The 23,040-nt window shown below is 44.6% G+C and carries 21 protein-coding genes; 7 read left to right on the forward strand and 14 right to left on the reverse strand.

Features of this window, described 5'->3' with window-relative positions; all coding sequences use genetic code 11:
- Window positions 1–48: 48 nt before the first annotated feature.
- The 3 genes from CXF86_RS07605 to glnA all read right to left on the reverse strand — a co-directional run bounded on the left by CXF86_RS07605 (window position 49) and on the right by glnA (window position 5,249).
- On the reverse strand, window positions 49–1,281 hold the full coding sequence (locus CXF86_RS07605) for a dicarboxylate/amino acid:cation symporter (RefSeq protein WP_102038708.1): 1,233 nt from the start codon (window positions 1,279–1,281) through the stop codon (window positions 49–51).
- A 159-nt stretch (window positions 1,282–1,440) separates the two neighbouring features.
- A complete protein-coding gene (locus CXF86_RS07610; RefSeq protein ID WP_219622723.1) occupies window positions 1,441–3,621 on the reverse strand; it encodes a carbohydrate-binding family V/XII in 2,181 nt (726 codons plus the stop codon).
- Window positions 3,622–3,839: 218 nt separating this feature from the next.
- Entirely contained in the window at window positions 3,840–5,249 is a 1,410-nt protein-coding gene (gene glnA / locus CXF86_RS07615; RefSeq protein WP_101089551.1) for a glutamate--ammonia ligase, read from the reverse strand.
- 721 nt (window positions 5,250–5,970) lie between these two features.
- Here glnA and typA point away from each other — a divergent pair.
- The gene (gene typA / locus CXF86_RS07620) at window positions 5,971–7,800 is read left to right on the forward strand and encodes a translational GTPase TypA (RefSeq protein WP_101089550.1); all 1,830 of its coding nucleotides are present in this window, start codon (window positions 5,971–5,973) and stop codon (window positions 7,798–7,800) included.
- A 309-nt stretch (window positions 7,801–8,109) separates the two neighbouring features.
- Here typA and CXF86_RS07625 read toward each other — a convergent pair whose 3' ends face one another.
- The 5 genes from CXF86_RS07625 to CXF86_RS07645 form a co-directional block, all read right to left on the reverse strand.
- Window positions 8,110–8,376: a hypothetical protein gene (locus CXF86_RS07625; RefSeq protein WP_102038709.1), complete on the reverse strand. Its 267-nt coding sequence runs from the start codon at window positions 8,374–8,376 to the stop codon at window positions 8,110–8,112.
- 44 nt (window positions 8,377–8,420) lie between these two features.
- Window positions 8,421–9,569 (reverse strand): DUF418 domain-containing protein, encoded by a 1,149-nt coding sequence (locus tag CXF86_RS07630; protein WP_257985310.1) that lies wholly within the window; start codon window positions 9,567–9,569, stop codon window positions 8,421–8,423.
- Window positions 9,570–10,328: 759 nt separating this feature from the next.
- A complete protein-coding gene (locus tag CXF86_RS07635) occupies window positions 10,329–11,543 on the reverse strand; it encodes a 4Fe-4S binding protein (protein ID WP_101089548.1) in 1,215 nt (404 codons plus the stop codon).
- Between the two features lie 183 nt (window positions 11,544–11,726).
- Complete coding sequence (locus CXF86_RS07640) at window positions 11,727–12,374, reverse strand: DUF2959 domain-containing protein (protein ID WP_101089547.1); 648 nt, start codon at window positions 12,372–12,374, stop codon at window positions 11,727–11,729.
- A 62-nt stretch (window positions 12,375–12,436) separates the two neighbouring features.
- Window positions 12,437–12,658: a hypothetical protein gene (locus CXF86_RS07645; protein WP_101089546.1), complete on the reverse strand. Its 222-nt coding sequence runs from the start codon at window positions 12,656–12,658 to the stop codon at window positions 12,437–12,439.
- Window positions 12,659–12,779: 121 nt separating this feature from the next.
- Between CXF86_RS07645 and CXF86_RS07650 the strand changes: the two genes are divergently transcribed.
- From CXF86_RS07650 to CXF86_RS07670, 5 genes are all read left to right on the forward strand, one after another.
- Window positions 12,780–13,784: a virulence factor BrkB family protein gene (locus tag CXF86_RS07650; protein ID WP_257982829.1), complete on the forward strand. Its 1,005-nt coding sequence runs from the start codon at window positions 12,780–12,782 to the stop codon at window positions 13,782–13,784.
- Window positions 13,753–14,709 (forward strand): alpha/beta fold hydrolase, encoded by a 957-nt coding sequence (locus CXF86_RS07655; protein WP_101089545.1) that lies wholly within the window; start codon window positions 13,753–13,755, stop codon window positions 14,707–14,709. Before CXF86_RS07650 ends, CXF86_RS07655 begins: the two co-directional genes overlap by 32 nt.
- Window positions 14,706–15,275 carry a hypothetical protein gene (locus CXF86_RS07660; RefSeq protein WP_102038711.1) on the forward strand — a complete coding sequence of 190 codons (570 nt, stop codon included), beginning with the start codon at window positions 14,706–14,708 and terminating at the stop codon, window positions 15,273–15,275. Before CXF86_RS07655 ends, CXF86_RS07660 begins: the two co-directional genes overlap by 4 nt.
- A gap of 85 nt (window positions 15,276–15,360) precedes the next feature.
- Window positions 15,361–15,798, forward strand: a complete 438-nt coding sequence (dtd, locus tag CXF86_RS07665) for a D-aminoacyl-tRNA deacylase (protein WP_101089543.1) — start codon at window positions 15,361–15,363, stop codon at window positions 15,796–15,798.
- A gap of 21 nt (window positions 15,799–15,819) precedes the next feature.
- Window positions 15,820–16,269, forward strand: a complete 450-nt coding sequence (locus tag CXF86_RS07670) for a thioesterase domain-containing protein (RefSeq protein WP_102038727.1) — start codon at window positions 15,820–15,822, stop codon at window positions 16,267–16,269.
- A 77-nt stretch (window positions 16,270–16,346) separates the two neighbouring features.
- Here CXF86_RS07670 and CXF86_RS07675 read toward each other — a convergent pair whose 3' ends face one another.
- Window positions 16,347–17,720, reverse strand: a complete 1,374-nt coding sequence (locus tag CXF86_RS07675; RefSeq protein WP_101089542.1) for a DUF4397 domain-containing protein — start codon at window positions 17,718–17,720, stop codon at window positions 16,347–16,349.
- A 394-nt stretch (window positions 17,721–18,114) separates the two neighbouring features.
- Between CXF86_RS07675 and CXF86_RS07680 the strand changes: the two genes are divergently transcribed.
- On the forward strand, window positions 18,115–18,708 hold the full coding sequence (locus CXF86_RS07680) for an FMN-dependent NADH-azoreductase (RefSeq protein ID WP_101089503.1): 594 nt from the start codon (window positions 18,115–18,117) through the stop codon (window positions 18,706–18,708).
- A 64-nt stretch (window positions 18,709–18,772) separates the two neighbouring features.
- On the opposite strand, the gene CXF86_RS07685 is transcribed toward CXF86_RS07680, so the two are convergent.
- The 5 genes from CXF86_RS07685 to CXF86_RS07705 form a co-directional block, all read right to left on the reverse strand.
- Window positions 18,773–19,099 carry a rhodanese-like domain-containing protein gene (locus tag CXF86_RS07685; RefSeq protein ID WP_101089502.1) on the reverse strand — a complete coding sequence of 109 codons (327 nt, stop codon included), beginning with the start codon at window positions 19,097–19,099 and terminating at the stop codon, window positions 18,773–18,775.
- 160 nt (window positions 19,100–19,259) lie between these two features.
- Window positions 19,260–20,501: a beta-ketoacyl-ACP synthase gene (locus CXF86_RS07690; protein WP_102038712.1), complete on the reverse strand. Its 1,242-nt coding sequence runs from the start codon at window positions 20,499–20,501 to the stop codon at window positions 19,260–19,262.
- The gene (locus tag CXF86_RS07695; RefSeq protein ID WP_101089500.1) at window positions 20,498–21,223 is read right to left on the reverse strand and encodes a 3-ketoacyl-ACP reductase FabG2; all 726 of its coding nucleotides are present in this window, start codon (window positions 21,221–21,223) and stop codon (window positions 20,498–20,500) included. The genes CXF86_RS07690 and CXF86_RS07695 overlap by 4 nt, the downstream gene beginning before the upstream one ends.
- Before the next feature lie 102 nt (window positions 21,224–21,325).
- On the reverse strand, window positions 21,326–21,802 hold the full coding sequence (locus CXF86_RS07700) for a hotdog family protein (RefSeq protein WP_101089499.1): 477 nt from the start codon (window positions 21,800–21,802) through the stop codon (window positions 21,326–21,328).
- Window positions 21,795–23,024: a beta-ketoacyl-[acyl-carrier-protein] synthase family protein gene (locus CXF86_RS07705; protein WP_257985311.1), complete on the reverse strand. Its 1,230-nt coding sequence runs from the start codon at window positions 23,022–23,024 to the stop codon at window positions 21,795–21,797. Before CXF86_RS07705 ends, CXF86_RS07700 begins: the two co-directional genes overlap by 8 nt.
- Window positions 23,025–23,040: the final 16 nt, after the last annotated feature.

Genomic DNA, 23,040 nt, shown 5'->3' on the forward strand with positions numbered 1-23,040 from the left:
ATTAGATCCCAAGACATAACCATAAAACCCAAGTGACTTGCTTGGATTTTATGGTTTATTCAACGGCGACTCAGTCACTTTACTTTGGTAGCGTTTACCATTGATCCGTTCAATAATTTGAGTGGCATTTAGGTCGTGAATCACATTGATGAGTGTGGCAGGTGCATCGGTTACTGTGCCGATAATGACTAAAATAGGGATAACTTCTATCGGTAGACCGAGAGTGGTGACGATAAAAATTTCACCCAAAAAGGCTCCGCCAGGCACGCCACTAATAATAAATGCTGACAACACTGAAATAAGTACGGTGAGCGCAAAAACATCTGCAGTGAAATCCAAACCCAATATTGAATAGATAAATACAATCTTTAGCGCGGTGGTCATCGAGGCACCGCCTTTATTGAGATTGACCAACAAAGGCAGACAAATATCTGCTATCTCCTCTTTTATGCCCATCTTATTGGCGGCTCGGATATTAACGGGTAACGTGGCCAGAGAGGAGCTGGTACCTAATGCGGTAACTGACGGTGCAACCGCATTTTTCCAAAATTGAGTAACGCCTTTTGTCCCGCCACCTAACCAAGCGTAAAGAGTTGAGCCGATGATGAAATAGATAATTGCCGCAACAAAGAATAGCCCAATAGCGCGAGCAAAAGTGCTCAACAGTTCGGTGTCTTGACTGGCCATGGTTGAAGCAAAGTAGGCGCCTAGTCCTATTGGGGCAGCTACCATCAAAATGGATACTATCTTCATGATAACGGTATTGAGACTATCAAGGATATCTGAGACTTTCTCACCATCTTTTCCTGATTGACCAATAGCGATCCCGGCGATGACCGACATGATGATCAATGCCAGGATATTGGATTTAGACAGCAAACCAACAAAATCATTGGTAGTGAGCAAACCAACGAAATCCATTGTGCCCGCCCCCGCTTCAACATGTTGATGCAGATCGAGTAAAACACCTTGCGCAGGATCGAAGGCCAGAGCCAAGCCTACAATCGATACGGCGGGGATAATCGCCATTACAATTGACACCAAGAAGAGGGTAATAAGAATGGCACCGAGTTTTTTTAAGTCAGTCATTCGTGCAATGGAAGAGGTCACACTAATAGCAACGAGTGGCACAATAATCATGAATAGCAGATTAAGAAAAATCTGCCCAATAGGCTTTAATTCAAGTGCAAAATCAGGCAGTACAATACCGATAACGCCACCAATAAATAGTGCTGACAGTAAAACAATTGAAGAACGATAGGGCTCAAGTTTTTGCCACATAAATGAAGGTCCACTTATTATTGGTTGTCAGAACACTGACTTTCGATGGGGTATCCCATCAAGCTATCTAGCCATCGATGGGGTGTCAACCTAACAAGCGGTAGAAGAAAAGGAAAAGGCCTACAGCAAGCAGACCTTTAAATATTGAATCGTCGCTAATTAACGTCCTCTTCGACCTTCTCGCGCCATACCGTGTTGCCTTGCGTTGCGTGAGCGGTTCAATCCTTCTCGGTCAATGTTGCGGTTATTCATCTGTCGATTCATATTGTTGGGGCGACTCATATCAGTATTAGGCCTAGATGGCATAGTGACAGGCTTGCTGATATCACGATTACTTAGCCCTGTTTCAACTCTCTGTTTAGTTGCGGGCGCAGGTGTCCAATTGCCTTTATTGCGGTTTTGCCACTCACCATTATTATCTCGTGCAATATTGCCATTTTTATCGGCAAAGACGTTATTGTCACGGCTCTTGTTGTGAGTCGCTTGTCTAAGATTGTTGTTTATTTTCTTTGAGTCAGCATTACGTACGCGGTTCTCTGGACGGTTATAGAGGTTATTTTTCCCCACGCGGTTACCTGAAATATTGTTGTTTTTGGTAACCTTGTTGGAGATATTGGTTTTATTACCGATACTGACACTGTTACCGATATTAATATCACCGGTATTTATCACGACAGGGCGACGGTAACCTCCACCGTAATAACCGCCACAGCATCGGCCTGGATGATAGTTATTACCCCAGCCAGCATTCCAGCCAACCCCCACGCTAAAGAAACCATTGCTCCAACTCACACCGACGTTCCAGCCTGTCCAAGGGTTATAACCAACATGTAATCCCCAAGTCGGTGGTCTTGGATAATAGTAACGGCCCCAGTAGGGTGGGTAGTACCAGCCTGTGCCATATACAGGTACACCGTAATAGGGGTAGGACCACATATAGCCTGGAGTGTAACCCACATAGACAACCTCGGGTGTAGAGTCATAAATCTCGACATAAGTGGTGTTATACACAGGTGAGCTTGGGGGGATTTTTGCAATCTCGTCTGTCGGGATGTTATCTGCGACTGTCCATGGGCCTTTAGCCGCTGAAGCGACAAACCAAACGGCATTATCTACTGCGTAGTACTGACCGTTTATTTTCAATACCTGAGTGGAGGTGTTAACGGCATAAGCGACCTTAGTACCTGGGATTGCATCAAACTTAGGCTCACCATCGTATTCAACAGTTAGCTTTGTTTCACTGCGCTTAATCGCAGCAGTTTGTGGTATTTGCGCATCGAGCATCGCTTGGTCTGCTTCTGTGGTGCCTGCAACAGAAACACGTAGGCCTCCAATATCGGACTCAGGTGGGATATCATTAAAACTCGTCGGCAGCTTATCGGCGCGAACAAACTCCCAAGGTCCAGCTTCCTTCTTGGCTTTAAACCAGCGCCCCGACAGCAATAAATACATATCACCTGAAGAAACCTCTCTAATCCATGCGGTCTCTGTGTTGCTGACGTACAGCAGCTTGCCTTCGGTCAGGCTTTTCCATCTGGGCTTACCCTCTGTTGCGACCAATTCGGTGGCGGTGTTTACGGCGATGACGGCGGGTGCTGAGGCACTTTTTGCTGGAGTGGCATCTTCAGGTTTAGGAAGCATTTTAACGAGGTCTTCAGGCGGATATTCGGTTGTTTGCCAAGGGCCCATGGGGTTGTCTGCGGTGTACCAGAACGTACCGCTGCTGAGGTATAACTTTTTAGTCTGTTGGTTACGTGCAACCGCAAATGGCGTGTTTAATGCTCGCTCATAAGGGCTGCCTTCTATTTCCCTAAATTGCGGCGCGCCGTCGAAAGACAGCAGTACACTGAGTTGCTGACGGAAAATAATGTTGGGGGCATCGTTCTTAATGTTCTCTAAGCTTTGTTTCTCTTGTTTAGCATTGGCGAGACTGGCAGAAAGGCGCTCCATTGAGATATTAAAACTACTGCTGCCTAGGGCTTTTTCTACCACTTCGGTAAAGCGCTGCTCGTCTGCTTCAGTCGACTCTGGCCAGCGAACCTGAGTGACTTTAACGTCTCTAACGGTAGCGTTATCGGTATTGGTATCGATGCGTGCACTAAACCAAAAAGCGCCAAAAACGGGCTCGTCTCTATCGATGAGTTCGAGAGACATTGCCGCACGCCCTTGCAGAATATTACCGTTAAGTGATTCAGGCTGTGGCTGATATACCACTATGGTGCCCTCTTTTTCGGTTACCTCTTGTGGCCACTCAATCGCGTTAGCATTGGCTAGACCCAATAGCATCATCATGATTACGGCGAGGGTTGAGCGGAAACATGCAAAAATTTTAGCTGACATAGCAGTCCCTTCTGTTTTGATCGAGTGGTGAATATCAAGCTAACACGCTGGCTATTGTAATGGTTAAACTTTATTCAGAATAACTATAGTTGTTCATTATTATAATCGCATTATGGACAAAAATATTATTGATTTATAAGCACAAAAAAGCCCTAAACGTTTCCGCTTAGGGCTTTCTAAATGGCGCTTTAACTACGCCATTAACTCAGTTTTTAAGTTTACAAGCTGTAATAAAGCTCGAACTCTACAGGGTGAGTCGTTTGGTTAACACGTTCAACATCAGCAGTCTTAAGCTTGATGTATGAATCGATGAAATCATTGCTAAATACTTCGCCACGAGTTAGGAACTCACGGTCAGCGTCTAGACACTCAAGTGCATTTTCCAGTGAAGTGGCAACTGTTGGGATTTCAGCCGCTTCTTCTGGTGGTAAGTCATATAGATCTTTATCCATTGCTTCGCCTGGATGGATCTTATTTTGGATCCCGTCAAGACCAGCCATTAGCATTGCAGAGAATGCTAAATATGGGTTAGCCATTGGGTCACCAAAACGTAATTCAATACGACGACCTTTAGCACTTGGTACTACTGGGATACGGATAGAAGCACTACGGTTGGCTGCTGAGTAAGCAAGCATTACTGGCGCTTCAAAGTGTGGAATAAGACGCTTGTATGAGTTCGTTGCTGGGTTTGCAAATGCATTAATTGCGCGAGCATGCTTGATGATGCCGCCGATGTAGAACAATGCTGTTTCGCTTAGGCCTGCATACTTGTCGCCAGCAAAAATGTTCACGCCATCTTTTGCTAGAGATTGATGCACGTGCATGCCGCTACCGTTATCACCAACGATTGGCTTAGGCATAAAGGTTGCTGTTTTGTTGTAGGCGTCAGCCACGTTATGGACAACATATTTAAGCACCTGAACTTCATCCGCTTTAAGCGTAAGCGTATTAAAGCGAGTGGCGATTTCGTTTTGACCAGCAGTGGCGACTTCGTGATGATGTGCTTCAACAACTTGGCCCATCTCTTCAAGTACAAGACACATTGCTGAACGTATGTCTTGTGAAGAATCAACTGGCCCTACTGGGAAATAACCGCCTTTAACGCCTGGACGGTGACCTTTGTTGCCGCCTTCGTAGCTGGTACCTGAGTTCCAAGCGGCTTCTACAGCGTCAACTTTGTAAAAACAACCTGACATGTCAGCGCCATATCTAACGTCATCGAATAGGAAGAACTCTGGCTCAGGACCAATCAATACTGTATCGGCGATACCAGTAGAGCGTAAGTAGTCTTCTGCTTTCTTAGCAATTGAGCGTGGGTCACGGTTGTAACCTGTCATTGTGCCTGGGTTTAGAATATCGCAACGAATGTTTGCGGTTGTTTCAGCAGTGAACGGGTCAAGTACGAAACTTGCAGCATCAGGCATGAGCACCATGTCTGATTCGTTAATGCCTTTCCAACCTGAAATTGAAGAGCCGTCAAACATCTTACCGTCTTCGAAAAAGTCTTCATCAACCTGGTGGCTTGGGATCGAAACGTGATGCTCTTTACCTATGGTATCGGTAAAACGTAGATCAACAAACTTAACTTCTAATTCTTGTAGTTGTTGTAAAACTGATTCTGCTGACATTCTAAAGTCTCCGAGTAGGGTAAAGGGTTATCCCTTGTTTTTTATCTTAATGCTTAACGCAATATGCGATTCTGCTATCTGTAAAGCGAGAGTCGTGCCAATCATGTAACATTATGATTTATATGAATTCTAAATCATACTAAAAATATAAAGTTAGCTTTAACGCACCATTTTGGTGCGGCAAGCGGATCAAAATGGTGCACGCGCCATCATTGTGCAGCTAGACTGTTTTCATATTGACTAGCCGTTGGCTAATGGTTAAAAGCAAGACAACAGAATAGCCAAGAATAAGACTTTTTTATAGGGGACAAGTCAAAGAAAAATCAACCAAATGTAGATAAGTGTTATTCAGATAAAAGACAGTTTCATGCCGCTCGCAGGCGTATCTGGTTAAACAGACTAAACTAGGAAGTCGACTAAAGGGGTCGTAAACAGGATGTTTAACAAAATTTATCACTTAAAAGGACGCTAAATGCCTCAAAGAGGTATTTAAAAGGAACGGGAATATAAATAATCCTATCAAAGATAATGATGGAAAGTGTATGTAAAGCGGACGTTATGACGGGAAAAAGCAACACGCATAAGTTATTTCTAACGATTGGTTAAAAATAATCCTGTGAGATACTCGCCACCTAGAGTAGAATGTCACGCTTTTTATAGCAACAACTATAATCGTTTGGTTTTAGTGGTTGTCAGTACCCCCCCCTATATATTTATACCGATGGTAAGAGGTTTAGCCGTGTTAGAGAATTTACGTAACATCGCCATTATTGCACACGTTGACCATGGTAAGACTACCTTGGTTGATAAGCTGCTGGCGCAGTCAGGAACCCTTGAGACTCGAGGAGAAGCCACTGAGCGGGTGATGGATTCAAATGATCTTGAAAAAGAACGTGGTATCACGATTCTGGCCAAGAACACTGCCATCAAGTGGAACGATTACCGTATCAACATCGTTGATACCCCTGGTCACGCCGATTTCGGTGGTGAGGTTGAGCGTGTTCTATCTATGGTTGACTCAGTATTACTACTAGTTGACGCAGTTGATGGTCCAATGCCACAAACTCGTTTCGTGACTAAGAAAGCATTTGCTCAAGGTCTTAAGCCAATCGTTGTTATCAACAAGATTGACCGTCCTGGCGCACGTCCTGATTGGGTTATCGACCAAGTATTTGACTTGTTCGACAACCTAGGCGCAACCGATGAGCAACTAGATTTTCCAATCGTTTATGCTTCTGCACTAAACGGTTTCGCTTCTCTTGATCCAGAAGTCTCAGATGGTGACATGACTCCTCTATTTGAAACTATCGTTGAGAAAGTTTCATCTCCTGACGCTGATGCTGAAGGTGATTTCCAGATGCAGATCTCTCAAATCGATTACAACTCATACGTGGGTGTTATCGGTATTGGTCGTATCAAGCGTGGTAGCGTTAAGACTAACCAACAGGTCACTATTATTGGTGCTGATGGTAAGAAACGTAACGGTAAGATGGGCCAAGTATTAGGCTACATGGGCCTAGAACGTAACGAAGTCGAGATTGCTAACGCTGGTGATATCGTTGCAATTACGGGTCTTGGTCAGTTGCTAATTTCTGACACTGTTTGTGCAACTAACAACGTAGAAGCATTACCAGCTTTGTCTGTTGATGAACCAACACTAACAATGACCTTCCAGGTCAACACCTCTCCATTCGCTGGTAAAGAAGGTAAGTACGTAACTTCACGTAACATCCTTGAGCGTCTGCAGCAGGAACTTGTTCATAACGTAGCACTACGTGTTGAAGAAACTGAAAGCCCAGATCGTTTCCGCGTATCGGGTCGTGGTGAACTTCACCTTTCAATTTTGATTGAAAACATGCGTCGTGAAGGTTACGAGCTAGCTGTTTCTCGTCCAGAAGTTATCGTTAAAGAGATTGATGGCGAGATGTGTGAGCCATTCGAAAACTTGACTGTTGACGTTGAAGAGCAACATCAAGGTGCTGTTATCGAGAAGCTTGGTATCCGTAAGGGTGACATGAAAGACATGCAGATGGATGGTAAGGGTCGTGTACGTATCGATTTTGTTATCCCTAGCCGTGGTCTAATTGGTTTCCAAACTGACTTTATGACAGCCACTTCAGGTTCTGGTCTTATTTACCATTCATTCGACCATTACGGTCCTGTGAAAGGTGGTGATATTGGTCAACGCGCCCGTGGCGTATTGGTCTCTAACGCAACTGGTAAAGCACTGACATTCGCATTGTTTAACCTTCAAGCTCGTGGTCGTCTGTTTATTACTCACGCTGCTGAAGTTTATGAAGGTCAAGTTGTTGGTCTTCACGCTCGTGCAAACGATTTGACTGTTAACTGTTTGAAAGGTAAGCAGCTAACTAACATGCGTGCATCGGGTACCGATGAAGCACAAGTACTGACTCCGCATATCGACATGACACTTGAGCAAGCGCTTGAGTTCATCGATGATGATGAGCTAGTTGAAGTAACACCGCTGAACATTCGTGTTCGTAAGCGTTACTTGAGCGAAAACGATCGTAAGCGTCATAACCGCAAGTAATCGTTTCGTTTAGCTTCAGTCCTTAAAAGGATTGAGCGCTAAGAAGAAGCCCTGAACATGAAAATGTTTGGGGCTTTTTTATACATGGTCATAAATGTTCCATTCATTTATTGGCATTCCCTCCTTGACCCACAGGGATGTGAGGAATGCCTAAGTGATATAGGGAATATCATAGGCCTTGGCTGTCAGATGTATTTATCCTCGAAGTACAGGATGTACTAAGAGGGGGTTATGTCTTGCTAACTATTGATTAACTACAGCGGTCCATTGGGTAATTGATCTATACGTAGCCTCAACGACTAAACCCATTTAGTAGTAACTTGCAGCAGCACCGGCCATGATCACGACAAATATCGCAAGCATGCGGATAGTTTTGTTATATTGCACTTCAGGTAATTGATACTTCAACAACCTTTGTCTGGCAACATATACGTGTATTACGGCCAAGCCGAGCAAGCAAGGTGTAATAGTGAGTGCGCCGTTTATCGCGGAGTGCACTGCTAGTGCACATAAAGCGAATGCTGCAGAAAACCAAACACAGGCAAGAACTGTACTTTCATTCGTTTTAACTGTCATAGAACGCCTTTGGATGTTGGTAGAAAATAAGCTTGAATCAGTTATCAGGCTAGTGGTTTGCTCTGAGCTAGTCTACGCCATAACCATTCCAATGGCCCTTGCTTGAAATACTTAAGGTAGACAGTTGCGAGCATGATTTGAAAAATAGAGAAACCAAGCGCAATCAACATATAGCCTGGCCTGTCGAGTGTGTTCACTAGTGTTGGCGCAAAATAGCGAAACACTAGTACTCCACAAATTGACTGCAGGATGTATAGGCTTAATGATAATTGGCCTACCTTCTGTAATGGCGCCAATACAGTGGAACGGTTTTGACATATTTTAACCAGTATATGAATGTAAATCAGCGCCATAGGTATTGCGCTGACGATAACGGCAACACCTGATAGGGTATTTAATATAGGATCTGTTGAAAGAGTCAGTAAGCTATCGAAAACCGATAATAGTACCGTCGCCACTGCAAGCTGGATAAGTTGGTTTTTGTTAAAGCCGTGCTCAAAAATGCCTTTACGGTAAAGCGCTATGCCAAGCAGCATTAAGCCTGCTGATAACCACATAAGAGTTAATGGGATAACAAATAGCATCGTTGCAAATATCGTCAATTGCATCGTCAGCTGTTCTGCATACGATCCAAACCATATTAGGGACTCCTCTTCAAATAGCGCAGATCCACGTATAAATTTTTCCTCGGGAGATAATAGGCTCATCAGGGTGAGGAGCAGCACAGGGGCAGCGATAAACAAAAGTGATTTTTTTAGCAGTTTATTGTGATCAAGTTTAAGGTAACAAAGTGCCACAAACCCACTGAGTGCATAGGTAAAAAGTACGTCACCAGACCAGATGAAAATAGTGTGTATCACCCCGAAAATCACAAGCCACTTCAACCTGGATTTCACTAATTGATAAGCATCTCTATTTTGTGCTGACAATCTGTCGAACTGAATCGCCAATCCGACCCCAAATAGCATTGAAAACAAACTAATGAAGCGGCCTTCAATAAAAAAATTGCTGAACAACTCCACTAAAATGTCATGCAATGGGTTGGATTCATGGCTGGCGTAGCCTGAAATAGCATTGCCAAAAAAGTAGATATTGATGAACAAAATGCCCAATACAGCTAAGCCACGAATAACATCGATATTAGCGTTACGATCAAAATCTGTCGGGTTCTGCGATGGGTTATTTATTATCACGGTTAACGGTTCCATGTTTTTTGCTTGCACTCCAAGTGCAATAATAGGCTAGACAATATTATACCAGTTCCATTAAATATGTGATCAATTCAGAGCTGTCTCAGGGCTTTCAATTCTAGGCGCATTGTTGAAGAAATGGTTATTCCCTTTTGAGACTTGCAACGCAGTAATGGAAGTCCTGAGAAGCTCACGTAGTGCGGGTTTAAAATCACTTTATGCTACGTATGTGGTTTTCGATATAGAATAACTATTAGCTACAATCGACTTACTTGCCTACAGTGATTTTAATTCCCGCTGAATGACCAACTATTTAATGGAATTGGTATTAGCATTAAGCCGCTTGCGAAATCACGACATCTACAATCGATTACCTTTCATGTGGTTTGGGTATAAATCTGATTAAAATAAAACGTTAGCCAAAAAAAAAGCAATCCATATGGATTGCCGAATAATATGTTCAATTTACAGTGCGCTAGCGTTGAAACTGAATTTTTGTGCCAAACCTAACTAGGAATGCGCAGTAGGGAGTGATGATGAACAAAACAAATATTTAGCAGGGCATTTTCAGTGGTTAACCGACAAAATGGCTTACAAACATTAGCCTCATATAATCAGAGTGTGATAACTCTAGATGGTTCCCACTTTCTGCATTAACAAAAGTTTAGTTTTTGAAAAATCCGATATTCAGACGTGAGTGCACTCCCTCTACTTGAAAGAAACGTCTCCATCCTTGGAGACGTTGTGTTGCTTCGACTCGCGCTAATGCCCTATCGAATTTAGGTGTTGGATTAAATACATCCGCGTTTCTGTTGGTGTTTGACTTACCCAAAAACCACATAGGTAAGCAATCAGAGGGACCAGAAACAATAGTGTCATTAAGGCGATAGTAAGACCTCGTGCCGATAACTTAATACCGTTGCGAGTGCTAAACTGCAAAGCCTCTTTTGTGGGGCAGGCTGATACGCAGCGCATGCAGGCTTGGCATTCATCTGAGCGGATATTGATCTGACTATGTACCGAAATATTGGCAGGGCAGGCGCGGCTGCATTTATCACAGTTCATCCCTTTACTGTCAATCAAGCAATGCTGAGTATTGCGGCGAATTTTAAATGGACTTAAAAAACTGACTAGCCCGAGTAATGCACCATAAGGACAGATGTAACGGCAAAATCCTTGTCGGCGCCATAACGCCAGGCTCAGAATAAAGCTGAAACAGAGAAAAGTAACTAGGCCTGGAGTGATAAAAAACAGTGCCATTTTTAGATCGGCTATCTTGTGATAGTTGCCACTGAGGTAGTCAGGTATTCCCTGTGCAGGCATACCCACAATGATATAAAGTAACGCCAGTAAAAGAAGGTACTTCACCATTCTCAGTGGCCAATCTAGCCAAGCTGGTGGTAAATATTCACGTTTGATAAAGCGTATTCTGAGTTTATAGAGGTATTCGCCAGCTAAACCGAGCGGACAAGCCCAGCCACAAAAAGCACGTTTACAGATCAAGCCGGTTAGTAGTACTACTGTTAACATTACTGCCGCTGCAGGGTGAGTTTGATCCCAAATGCCGAGGCTGATAATTGCTTTGAGTTCGATACCGCCAGCAATGGGTAGGAATGCATCACCAACATCGGGACGCATAAGCCAAGGCGTAATCCCGGCTTTGAGCAGTGCGCTATTCACCGCAAACTGTATTCCAACCAGCAGCATCGATAGCGCTAACAGATGCTGCACCCCTTCGCGTAAGTTATTGCTCCTCATGTCGCCCTGAGCGACTTGGGGTTGAAACTTGCTGACTAAGCCAATAATGACTGCCGCAATGGCAAGAGCGGCGATTAGAGGCCAATATAGGCTAGATATGACTGCGGCTGAAACCAATACTCCGCTAGCTGCTGCCCCCCATTTTTTGCCACTCCAATAAAGCAAGCTAACGCTGTAGGTTAGTGCCAAAGTAAGCGTTAATGATTCGATAAAGCTCATAACGGTGTCAGTTTAATAATGATTGATACTAGTGTGAAACTTTTTAAAGGAAGAAGTTCTTGGAGTGTAAGCAGATTGTGGAGTAGGTCGTAAACTTGTGATTAAACTATAAGAAATAAGGCTTTGAGTTCACAAATTCGGTTCCTAAGCCACAGGGCGTAGGAACCGGACTTTAGTCGTCGCTTATTTGCCTTCTAATGCAGCAATAAACTTAGTCGACTCATCAATTGATTTGTTCATCTCTTTTATCAGGCCAGAAATGTCAGTTTGTAAACTGCTAAATTCACCCTTAATGGCGCCAATGGCTTGTGCGTTAAGGTTATGCTTTAAGTAAAGCATATTGTCTTTCATGGCCGTGAGTACCGGCGGCATTTTGCTTTCAGCACGACGCATGCTTTTGATCAGTTGAGTATATGAACGGCGAGTCTGTTTAAGCTTGGTTTCGCTATTTCGGCGCAGACTCGCTTTGCTTATCTCGGCTATCTCTGTCTGCCATTCATCGAATAATGCTTCGGCGACATCTTCAACTTTGTCGATGCGATTAGTGACATCATCGGCCGCATCTAGCGCCGACTCATATTCATCTTTGGCCTTGTTATAAGCACTTTCGAGATCGCCACCGTCATGGTTAAGTAGCGCCTGCATCTCTTCAAGAGCGGAGCTGAACTGCTCTTGTGCTTCCTCTTGAGATTCTTTGGCGTCTTCAACACGATCGACCATGATGTCGCGTTTGTGATAACCGACCTTTTCCATGGCGCCATAGTAGGCACTTTGGCAACCCGTCAGTAGTAAACCGCAACTTATGATGGCAACAGATAATATTTTTTTCATCTTATTCAATCCTGAATGTGATTCTAAAGCTTAACCCTAAACTTGTGTGTATTGGCGCTGGACTAATCGGCGCGATATTTAGCCGCATCGATAATGCTCCACAAATGGGCTATTGCACCGATGATTGCGGGGAATATTAACCACCACATGGCATAACCGACGATTACGACAATACAAAACACTAATGCAGCGAGTATACGACCTTGAACGAGTTGCCCAAGACCGGGAAAGAAAAAGCTTGCGATAGCGGCAATAACATTGCCAGCGGAACCCTGTTGAGACATCAATTCGATCCTTATACTTGTAAAGAGAAGGTTATAAGCTTTATTGTACCAATATAGATTTAAACAAATCATTTATCGTTGTACATATTCGGTACAACTTTAACAGAATCAAGAGTGACAAGTGAAAAATAAGATAGCAGTGAATCAATTTCGGTCTTTTTTGTGGAGTATTTGGGCATTTTTTTTACATTTGCTGCGCCGCTTCAAAGAAGATCAAGTCAATATTAAAGCGGGGCACTTAGCCTACGTAACGTTACTCTCGTTAGTACCGATTGTGGCCGTCATGTTTTCTATGCTGTCGGCTTTTCCAGTCTTTGCCGGTATTCGCGAGCAGTTGGAGGGGTTTGTGTATGACAATTTCTTACCTGCTGCTGGCGATACGGTACAGATTTATATTAATGAATTTGTGGCCAACGCCTCTAAAGGTACCACCGTTGGTATCGCAGCCCTTGTGGTAGTTGCATTAATGCTCATCTCTGCAATTGATAAGTCACTTAACAGTATTTGGCGTACCAAAGAAAAACGTCAAGTTGCGGTGTCGTTTTCGATGTACTGGATGGTACTGACGTTGGGGCCTGTTTTGGTAGGGGCAAGCTTGGTGGCTAGCTCCTATCTTGTGTCACTTCAGCTATTTGATGACTCTGAATTGTCGGGCGTGGTGCCGCTGATTATTGAGCGATTGCCAATGATATTTTCGGTGGCTGCTTTTTTGCTGCTCTATATGGTGGTGCCGAATAAGAAAGTTAAGTTTTTCCATGCATTACTGGGTGCCATTGTCGCCGCGATGCTGTTTGAACTGGGCAAGAAAGGCTTTGCATTTTATGTAACTCAATTCCCGAGCTACGAGGCTATTTACGGCGCATTAGCGGTGATCCCTATTTTATTTGTTTGGGTGTATGTCTCGTGGGTTATCGTATTGGTTGGCGCTGAGATAACCGCTGCGTTGCCGGAATATTTACGCGAACGACACCTGGCTAGGACGGCGCTATTATTAGAAAATTGCGGCGAAATAGAGACACCAGTGCCGGCTACCGATAGCAGCCCTGTTGATGCTGACAAGCTTAAATCGACATCTAAAGAGGGGCTTAAAGACAATGCTAAGGCTGCAGACGTTGATAGCGCGTGACTGGTTAGCGGTCGGTGATGAGCATGAATTATATATAAGCCAATACGGTAATCTTGATGGTATTCCGTTGCTGTATTTACATGGTGGCCCAGGGGCTGGCTGCTCATTTGATGAGTTAGGATTGTTCGACCTTTCGGTTTACCACGTGATTATGATGGATCAAAGAGGGGCGGGGCGTTCGCGACCTAGAGGAGGACTTGAGCACAACAGTGTTAATCATTTACTCACTGATATTGAACAGGTTAGAAAGTGGTTAGGTATTGCTAAGTGGGCGCTAGCGGGTGGCTCATTTGGCGCAACATTGGCGCTATTGTACGCTGGGTTTTATCCAAACCGAGTGACCAAACAAGTGCTGTGGGGCGCCTTTATTCCTAGCGAGGAAAGCATTCAATGGTTGTATGGTCAACAGGGGGCCGCTCGCTTATTTCCATCTGAGCATTTGGCCTTTAGTGTGGCAGCGGTACCGGGTAATCAACTCGATGGATTATTTTCATGTTACCGAGAGGGTTTCGACAATGATTCTACAAGCATTCGTCAACATTTTGTGAGGTGCTGGTTAAACTGGGAGCTGGCTTTGGCCTACCCTGGTTGTTTGCAAGTGGGTGAAAATGTCATTCTCAGTCAGGCATTAGCAAGCATCGAGCTTTATTATGTGACCCATAATTACTTCGGTGCCTTTGAGCTGCTGTCTGCCACTGTGATGGATATTCAAGCGGAAACGCTCATTATTCAGGGAGAGCTAGACAGGGTTTGTCCAAGCGGTTTTGTACATGGTTTTTTGCAAGATAAAGCAAATCATCAGATAAAGGTGATGGAAGTTAACGGCGGTTATCATGCATTGGCGGACGTCAAAATGGCGAATGCAATCGTGAGCGCCGTAAGGGAAATGGCCCTAAAAATAAATAAAGGAATTCGTATCCAATGAAAAAATTATTATTAGCAGGCTTGGTCATGAGCCTTAGTGCTTGTGCTGCAACAGAGAACAACACTGACGTTGAAGTAACGACTAAAACCCCTGATAGTGTGACTTTAGGTGGGATGACGAATGAACAAGCTTCAACAAAACTTTTAGAAGCATTGCTCAGTAAAAACTACTTAGCGACTAAAGCTGGGCCTAATGGCGTGGCGGTAAATTTTGATAATAGTCAGTTTATCCTGCAGCCAAGTATTAACCCTGAAGGTATCGACCGAATTTTAATGAACCGCTTTTATGCTATCCACCCTAAGTATGTGGGCAGCAAAGAGATGTTGATTATGATTGGTACGCTTAACCAAAAGCTCAACTTTGCAAAGTTTGTAGTTAGAGAACGAGGTGCTGTGATTCAAGTGCAAGGCGCCGCAACATTTGTTGATACCATTAGCATGGAAGAGATCCGTCGCTTTTTACTTTGGACCGATGAAGGCTTGCGTCAGGTTGCTAAATCGCTGCCTGAAGGCTCAGAAGATGTTATTAAGCCAATCCCTGTGATGCAACAGATTAAATCAATGTAAGTTTACCCGCTATAGAAAATCGCCTATGACTTACATGAGTAAGCTAGGCGCTTTTTTTTAGCTTTTTAAGTCGGAGAGTTTTTACGTGATAGCCCTGATTCAACGTGTGAGCGAAGCAAATGTAGTCGTTGATGGTGTGACCATTGGAGAGATAGATAAAGGCCTGTTGGTTTTGCTAGGTGTCGAGCGAGAAGATGATGTGGCAAAAATGAAAAAATTGGCTACTAAGGTAATGAGTTACCGCGTGTTCTCTGATGAAAATGGCAAGATGAACCTGAATCTAGAGCAGGCGGGCGGTAGTTTACTGGTGGTTTCACAGTTTACATTGGCAGCGGATACTGGCCGTGGTTTACGTCCCAGTTTCTCAGGTGCTGGTACGCCAGATCAAGCGCGTGAACTGTATCAAGCCTTTGTTGATTTCTGTCAGTCGAAAGGGGTCAATACTCAAACGGGGGAATTTGCCGCCGATATGAAAGTCTCATTAGTTAATGATGGCCCGGTGACGTTTAATCTACAGGTTTAGTTTGTCATGACATCAAAACCGATGGATGAAACGGCATTACTAAAACAACTACAACAGACTTGGTATCGAACCATACCCGTTAGCGAGTTTATGCAAGTGACGCCAATTGAGTTTAACGCCGACAGCTTTAGTGTTACAGCGCCATTAGAGCCGAACATCAATCTTCATCAAACAATGTTTGCGGGCAGTATTTATACCCTAATGGCATTAACTGGTTGGGGGATGATGTGGTTGCAGCAACAATTGGCCGAGGTTGATGGTGATATCGTACTGGCCGATGCACATATTCGTTATATTGCACCAATAAACGAGGCCCCTGTTGCTAGAACCCATTGGGCTGGTGCGGATCTTTCTGTGTTACGGCGAGGTAAACGGGCACGAGTTCCTTTAACTATAGAGTTATATTGTGGCGATAAATTATGTGCTAATTTTGACGCTATATTTGTGAGTTTACCCACCAAAAATTTATAATTTTGTTGTTGAGACATTCAGATTAAATAGAAAAGCGACTCAACTGAGTTAAGTCGCTTAAGTTTGGTTATAGTCATCTATTTAGCGGTGAAATCATCCATTAAAATCACGCCAAGTGGTGTTCCGCCGCCGATATTATCAACTGCCGCGACGCTATAAATACCGCCTGCCATTAAGGATACCGCTAGTGGACCGATTGCAACGGTTTTGCTGTCGTGTGGTGTCACGCTAACAACATAGTCACCCGCTGTAATGGACAGTGCACCAGAGGCTGCCATAAAGGGCACATCGCTCAATGCGGGAGTTGCATCGCTGATATCATCAGTCGCAGTTAAGTAGATATCAACATTACCTGCAGAGTAAGAAGCATGGGCAATATTGAGCTTTGCTGCCGTTGCTATACGTCGAGGGCTATCCATCAATACCCACGGCATAATGTCATTCTCTGTGAGTGAGCCAACAGCAAGTGCCGAGTAACTCATACCTTGATCTAAGGTCACAGCTGCCATGTCGATGACAACGACACTATTATCGCTATTAGCTGCCACGGTAACAGTGTGGTCCCCTTCGGGTACGTTCAAGAAGGGAGTTACTTGCTTGAATGTGAGCATAGCAACCGCAGGTGTTGTCCCCTCATCTAGAAACACATCGACAGCAGGCGCATCTGCGACCGCGTGGATAACTCTGAGGCCTGCTCCGGCATCTTTATCCTGTATTAATACTTGCCCTTCAGGAAGCGCTGCCAGCAGTGCCACGGGTGATGAACCGCTCCACACATTGGTGACCGCAGTGAGGAAATAGTCATTTAGTGCCATTAAAGCAACAGTACCTGAGTCATATACCACTGCTTTTTGATCGGCGACTGTGATACGAATTTGATAGTCACCAGCGGCGAGCTCAATTTGGGCGGTGTAAGCCATATAATCTAGCGATAGCGTGGGCGACATCATGCTGATATCGGCATCGACAGCAGTGACGTAGACGTCAACTTCGCCAACACCTACAGTGCCATGCAACACTTGTACTCGGGCATAATCAGCCGCAATATCGGCTGTAGGATTTTCAATAAGGGCAAGATCTAAGCTGTTGTCTGCGACGCTACCGACTGCGACCGCGGTGTATTCCATATCCGCTTCTGCATCCAAGAATGCAGTAAAAACAGTTTGTGTTTCGTCGCCAGGTAATTGGGCATCGACACTGATATCGTATTCAGCTGAGCTGACCTGCAGTAATCCTGAGGATTGAGCATAATCAACATCGGTGAGTAATGCGTTACCGTTGGCTAATATGTTGACCATGGGTGCATCGGCACTGGCATGAATGACACGAATTTGTGATGAAGCTGCAGGTTCAGGTAAAACGACTGCGATATTGTCATTGTCATCGTCACTGCCGCAAGCGGTTAAGGCGAGTGTTGCAATAAGTAAGGCGCTAGTATGTAAACGTTGCATTGGATTTCCCTTCTTGTGTTGGGTTCCATTCGCTATACGGGCTTTCTAAAAACAACGATCACATTTTTGTTACATCTCTCTCTATAATCCAATTCACTTGCTGAATAATATTTAAACTATTTATCTGTTTTAATAGAGTATTAGTCTTATTCATTATTTTAAAAATTTATTTATAATTTCGAATGTTTTACTGGCATTAAAATGTAGTGATGAATATCGAATTGGAGTGTATGACGGTTTGATTGTAGAGACGAGTGGTGAGTTCTTTCGATTTAATCGAACAGTAAGCGGAGTTTTATCCGCTATTTTTGTCTTTTATTGCACTCTACACTGACGTCATTCGATTGAGCAGTTAAATTCATCTTAGCTTGATCATCATTATATGGAGTACGTTATGTCGAAAGTTCTAGTATTGAAATCAAGTATCTTAGGTGGCTATTCTCAATCAGCTCAATTAATAGAGCATCTAAGCCAGCAGTTTTTAGCACAAGGAAAGCTGCTCACTATCCGCGATCTTGCAGCAGAGCCTATTCCTGTTTTAGACGGTGAAATTGCGTCGGGTATGCAAGGTAGTGATGATTTATCGCAACGTCAACAAGATGCTATCGCACTGTCGAATACCTTAATTCAAGAGTTGAAAGAACACGACACCATAGTGATTGCTGCGCCAATGTACAATTTCTCTATACCGACTCAGCTTAAAAATTGGATCGATCTTGTTGCACGTGCTGGAGTGACTTTTACCTATGGCGAAAATGGCCCAGTAGGGTTAATTAAGGGCAAGCAGGCTATCGTTATTAGCACTCGAGGCGGCGTGCACAAAAATACCGCAGCAGATCATGTTGTACCTTACCTTAAGACGGTACTGGGTTTTATCGGCATTGATGACGTCGAATTTGTTTATAGCGAAGCATTGGCTATGGGGCCTGAAGCAAAAGAGCAAGGATTAGCCCAAGCAAAACAAGAACTGGCATTGATAGGTGCTTAATGACTTTCCACTGAATAACTGAAAAGGCCGCTAACATTAGCGACCTTTTTGTTGCTAAGTGATGCTAGCCCTGCGGCTTACAAGCCAATAGATCTTTAAGGGCGCCAGCATTAACCACACTGGCTAAACCGCTGGCGTTAAGTATATCGCAGCCCTTTTGCGCTCGGATACCCGCGCCGCAGTAGAGTAGAAACATTTGTTGTGGGTTGTTGATACGGACTACCCATGCCGCCAAGGCATCCAGCGGCACATTGATCGCGTTTGGCAGATGGCCGTCAGCGAACTCTTGAGGACTACGAACATCAATAACAGTGGCGCCTTGTTCGATAAGCTGCCAACACTTATCTCCTGGCTGACAGCTAGACAGCGTCGAAAGTATAGGTTCAGACATGGACTCTCCTTTCACATAGCAATTTATATATTAGTGACACCTATTAAAACCGTTTATTAGATTTATTTCAATAAGATTTTTCTAATCCACCATTCAAGGTTACTGATATAAAGATTATGCTAACTAACCCTGCTCCCAAAAGGAGCTATTTATAAAGGGGTTATGTCGACCACTTCTTAAAAATCAGTGAAGTATTAATCCCACCAAAGGCAAAGTTGTTACTCATGACATAATCAGTCTCGAGTAACCTTATATCATTCTGAATGTAGTCGAGCTGAGCACATTCAGGATCAATCTCGGTAAGGTTCAGTGTGGGGGCAAACCAGCCCTCGTTCATCATCTGAATACTGACCCAAGCTTCAAGTGCACCGCAAGCGCCAAGGGTGTGGCCAGTGTAACTTTTAAGTGATGAAATCGGCTGTGATGGGCCAAACACGGCGTTGGTCGCCTGTGTTTCGGCGATATCGCCACGTTCAGTTGCCGTGCCGTGGGCATTGACGTAACCGATACTACTGGCGTCAATAGCAGCATCTTTAAGCGCGAGTCGGATAGATTTTTCCATCGTTCCTGCGTTTGGCTGGGTGACATGTAAGCCATCTGAGTTGGTACCAAAACCGACGATTTCGGCATAGATTTTAACGCCACGGGCTTGGGCGTGTTCGAGATCCTCAAGCACTAAGGTGCAAGCGCCTTCACCAATCACTAATCCATCACGCTGCTTATCAAATGGCTTAGGCGTTTGTGACGGTGTATCGTTTTGAGTGCTGGTGGCAAAAAGGGTATCGAACACAACGGCCGCAGTTGGGCATAACTCTTCACCACCACCGGCAAGCATAAGGTCTTGTTGGCCATATTTTATGGCTTCATAAGCATAACCAATTCCTTGGCTTCCGGAGGTGCAAGCACTACTGGTAGTATGCACTCGTCCTTTTAAACCAAAAAAAACGCCAACATTTACCGCGGTGGTGTGGGCCATCATCCTAATGTAACTGGTCGCTGTGACGCCTGACATATCCCCGGTTTTCAGCATATCGCCAAAAGCGATAATGGGTTCGGTACTGCCGGTGGATGAGCCGTAAGCGATCCCCATTGCCCCCGATGTCACCACAGGGTCATCAAGCAGGTTGGCATCCATTAAAGCCAGTTCGCTGGCTCGTGTTGCCATAATGGAGACTCGGCCCATTGAGCGGATTTTTTTGCGAGAATAATGCGCGGGTTTCTCAAAATCAGTAATAGGCGCGGCTAAACGAGTATTTAGATCCTCAAATTTGTCCCACTCATCGAGTCGAACAACACAGTTTTTCTTAGCTTTAAGACTGCTCGCAATCGTTTGCCAGTCATGACCTAGGGCTGAAATCCCACCGATGCCAGTGATGACGACTCTGCGGGGTAGCGGGTTCATATCATGCCTCCATTCACGGAGATCACTTGGCGAGTGATGTAAGCGGCATCTTCAGACATTAAAAAGTTAGCCAACCCTGCAATTTCTGAAGCTTTACCCATACGTCGCATCGGGACGAGAGTATTGACCATCTCTTTAGGGATATCAGCCACCATATCGGTTTCAATTAACCCTGGAGCGATACAGTTGACGGTGATTTTGCGTTTTGCTAGCTCAAGTGATAATGCTTTGGTGGCACCGATGATCCCGGCCTTTGAAGCGCTGTAATTGACTTGCCCACGGTTGCCCGCAATACCAGAAACAGAGGCCATAGTAATGATCCTACCCCCTTGTCTAGCTTGTACCATTGGCATTACCGTGGGATGAATTACATTGTAAAAACCATCTAGATTAGTGTGTACCACGCTGTCCCACTCTGACTCTGTCATGGCGGGGAAAGCGGTATCGCAATTAATGCCAGCGTTTAACACCACGCCGTAATAGGCGCCGTGCTGTTCAATGTCTTGTTCAATGGCTTGCTTTACGGTTGCGCGGTCGGCGATATCAAATTTAAGGCAAGATACAGACGCACCCAGCTGCTCTAATGCTTGCTGCGTTTCGTTTGCGGCGTCGATATTTTGATAATAATGCATTGCAATATCAAAGCCTGCAGCGGCCAGCTTTAATGCTATCGCTTTGCCTATTCCGCGGCTTGAACCGGTGATCAGTACTCTTTTAGTCATCTTTTCTCCCTAACAGCTCCGTTGTTATGCAAACTATCTTTAAGTTTCAATGGGATAATGCTGTTATCAATGATGTTTAATTCAATTTAGTATGTTTTTTGTTCAGCCAGTCGCTTCGGCAATATAGTTTTTAGTGTCTTGAGGCTGAAAAACGTTCACATTTGCTTCGGCAACTATCTGCTCATTGTGTATAATTTTGCAATCAAAAACCGCTAAGCCAGACTCTTCTTGATACAGTCGAGTGACTTGGGTTTGGTAGGTTTCACCCGCTTTAAAGTGCGAAATATGCATGTTCAGTTTGCGCGTTCCCAGTAAAAAACCCACTCTGATGATGTCTTGCCTAAGATGCGCTTCAACCCCTGCTAAAGCGGCAATGCTTTGCGCCATGTATTCAATACCAACATAGTTTGGCACCCCCTGCAGGCTGTCATCAAAATAGGGACTGGTTGTCGTTATCTTAGTTTGTGTGAGTAAATTATCAGCTTCATACTCTAATAGATTACTGATCAGCACCATAGGTTGCCGATGAGGGATAAATTGCTCAACGTCTTGGCTGGCAAGGGTGGTTAAATCAAACATGTGGTTGAGTCTCATCAGTGGTTTTTGTATGGCGGCTGAATATGAGGCTGGCGTTGCTGCCACCAAAAGCAAATGAGTTGCTCATTACATGGTGTATCGCCGCTGTGTCGCCGGAGTTCACCAAAGGTAATGAGGGATTATCTGGGTCTTGCTGTTGATCCCATACTTGTGGTGGCAGTCTATTATCGACGTTTAAATCGCTGAGTAACAGGTAGCAAAAGGCTGCTTCAATCGCGCCAGCTGCGCCTAAGGTATGTCCGGTTAACGGTTTGGTTGAGCTGCAAGGAGGGAGCTGTTTAGTGAATACAGCAGTGACGGCTCGGCTTTCCATAGCGTCATTTTTGGGTGTTGCGGTGCCATGTAGATTTAAGTAGTTGATCTGCCCTGCATTCAAGCTTGCCATTTTTAACGCTGATTGCATGGCCATAATCGCGCCAGTCCCTTCAGGATGTGGTGCAGAAATATGATAAGCATCGCTGGATTCGCCCACACCGCTCAATACAATAGCATCACGTTCGGTTGCTCGCTCTAGGGTGAACAATGCAGCCCCTTCGCCAATATTAATGCCATCGCGGTTAGCACTGAATGGCTGACAATGGGCTTTGGAGATTGATTCCAATGAGTTAAAACCATTGAGGGTCAATTGACACAAGGAGTCGACCCCGCCAACAATGACCATGTCACAGAGGTCAGCGTTGAGCAGTCGTCGTGCGCTAGCAAATGCTTTAGCGCTTGAAGAGCAGGCGGTTGAGACGGTAAAGCAAGGTCCGCTGAGCCCAAAGTAACTTTGTAAGAACAGACTGCTGTCGCCCAACTCTTGTTGTGAATAATCATATCCCGCGGGAAATTCACCATGCTGATGATGATGTGCTAACGCCTGCTCGCCAGTGGCGATACCTGAGGTACTCGTGCCAATGACAACGGCAACTCGGTTGGCACCATATTGGGTGCTAGCTGCAATAACATATTGTTCGATTTGCTTGGCAGCAACTAGGGCGAGCTGATTATTACGGGTATCAAAGTGTCGCCATTGCGTCGTCAACTCCGGTAGTTTACTGGCCACTTCACCCACGAGTACCGGGCGATCAAACATTAAATCATCGCGCCATCTCATGCCGTCGACATTTGCGGTAATGAGATTATTAAGCACAGACGCGGAGGTGTCACCTAGCGGGGTACATAAACCTATTTGGGTTATTGCTATTGCGATATTTGACTTCACTTTAAATCACCATAAT

Origin of the sequence: Shewanella sp. GutCb, from assembly GCF_002836135.1 — a bacterium.
Lineage (GTDB): Bacteria > Pseudomonadota > Gammaproteobacteria > Enterobacterales > Shewanellaceae > Shewanella.

Excerpts from the sequence above, each read along its gene's own strand:
- CXF86_RS07605 (WP_102038708.1), bottom strand. The coding sequence starts at position 1,281 with ATGTGGCAAAAACTTGAGCCCTATCGTTCTTCAATTGTTTTACTGTCA.
- CXF86_RS07610 (WP_219622723.1), bottom strand. The coding sequence starts at position 3,621 with ATGTCAGCTAAAATTTTTGCATGTTTCCGCTCAACCCTCGCCGTAATC.
- glnA (WP_101089551.1), bottom strand. The coding sequence starts at position 5,249 with ATGTCAGCAGAATCAGTTTTACAACAACTACAAGAATTAGAAGTTAAG.
- typA (WP_101089550.1), top strand. The coding sequence starts at position 5,971 with ATGGTAAGAGGTTTAGCCGTGTTAGAGAATTTACGTAACATCGCCATT.
- CXF86_RS07625 (WP_102038709.1), bottom strand. The coding sequence starts at position 8,376 with ATGACAGTTAAAACGAATGAAAGTACAGTTCTTGCCTGTGTTTGGTTT.
- CXF86_RS07635 (WP_101089548.1), bottom strand. The coding sequence starts at position 11,543 with ATGAGCTTTATCGAATCATTAACGCTTACTTTGGCACTAACCTACAGC.
- CXF86_RS07640 (WP_101089547.1), bottom strand. The coding sequence starts at position 12,374 with ATGAAAAAAATATTATCTGTTGCCATCATAAGTTGCGGTTTACTACTG.
- CXF86_RS07645 (WP_101089546.1), bottom strand. The coding sequence starts at position 12,658 with ATGTCTCAACAGGGTTCCGCTGGCAATGTTATTGCCGCTATCGCAAGC.
- CXF86_RS07655 (WP_101089545.1), top strand. The coding sequence starts at position 13,753 with ATGCTAAGGCTGCAGACGTTGATAGCGCGTGACTGGTTAGCGGTCGGT.
- CXF86_RS07660 (WP_102038711.1), top strand. The coding sequence starts at position 14,706 with ATGAAAAAATTATTATTAGCAGGCTTGGTCATGAGCCTTAGTGCTTGT.
- CXF86_RS07670 (WP_102038727.1), top strand. The coding sequence starts at position 15,820 with ATGGATGAAACGGCATTACTAAAACAACTACAACAGACTTGGTATCGA.
- CXF86_RS07675 (WP_101089542.1), bottom strand. The coding sequence starts at position 17,720 with ATGCAACGTTTACATACTAGCGCCTTACTTATTGCAACACTCGCCTTA.
- CXF86_RS07680 (WP_101089503.1), top strand. The coding sequence starts at position 18,115 with ATGTCGAAAGTTCTAGTATTGAAATCAAGTATCTTAGGTGGCTATTCT.
- CXF86_RS07685 (WP_101089502.1), bottom strand. The coding sequence starts at position 19,099 with ATGTCTGAACCTATACTTTCGACGCTGTCTAGCTGTCAGCCAGGAGAT.
- CXF86_RS07690 (WP_102038712.1), bottom strand. The coding sequence starts at position 20,501 with ATGAACCCGCTACCCCGCAGAGTCGTCATCACTGGCATCGGTGGGATT.
- CXF86_RS07695 (WP_101089500.1), bottom strand. The coding sequence starts at position 21,223 with ATGACTAAAAGAGTACTGATCACCGGTTCAAGCCGCGGAATAGGCAAA.
- CXF86_RS07700 (WP_101089499.1), bottom strand. The coding sequence starts at position 21,802 with ATGTTTGATTTAACCACCCTTGCCAGCCAAGACGTTGAGCAATTTATC.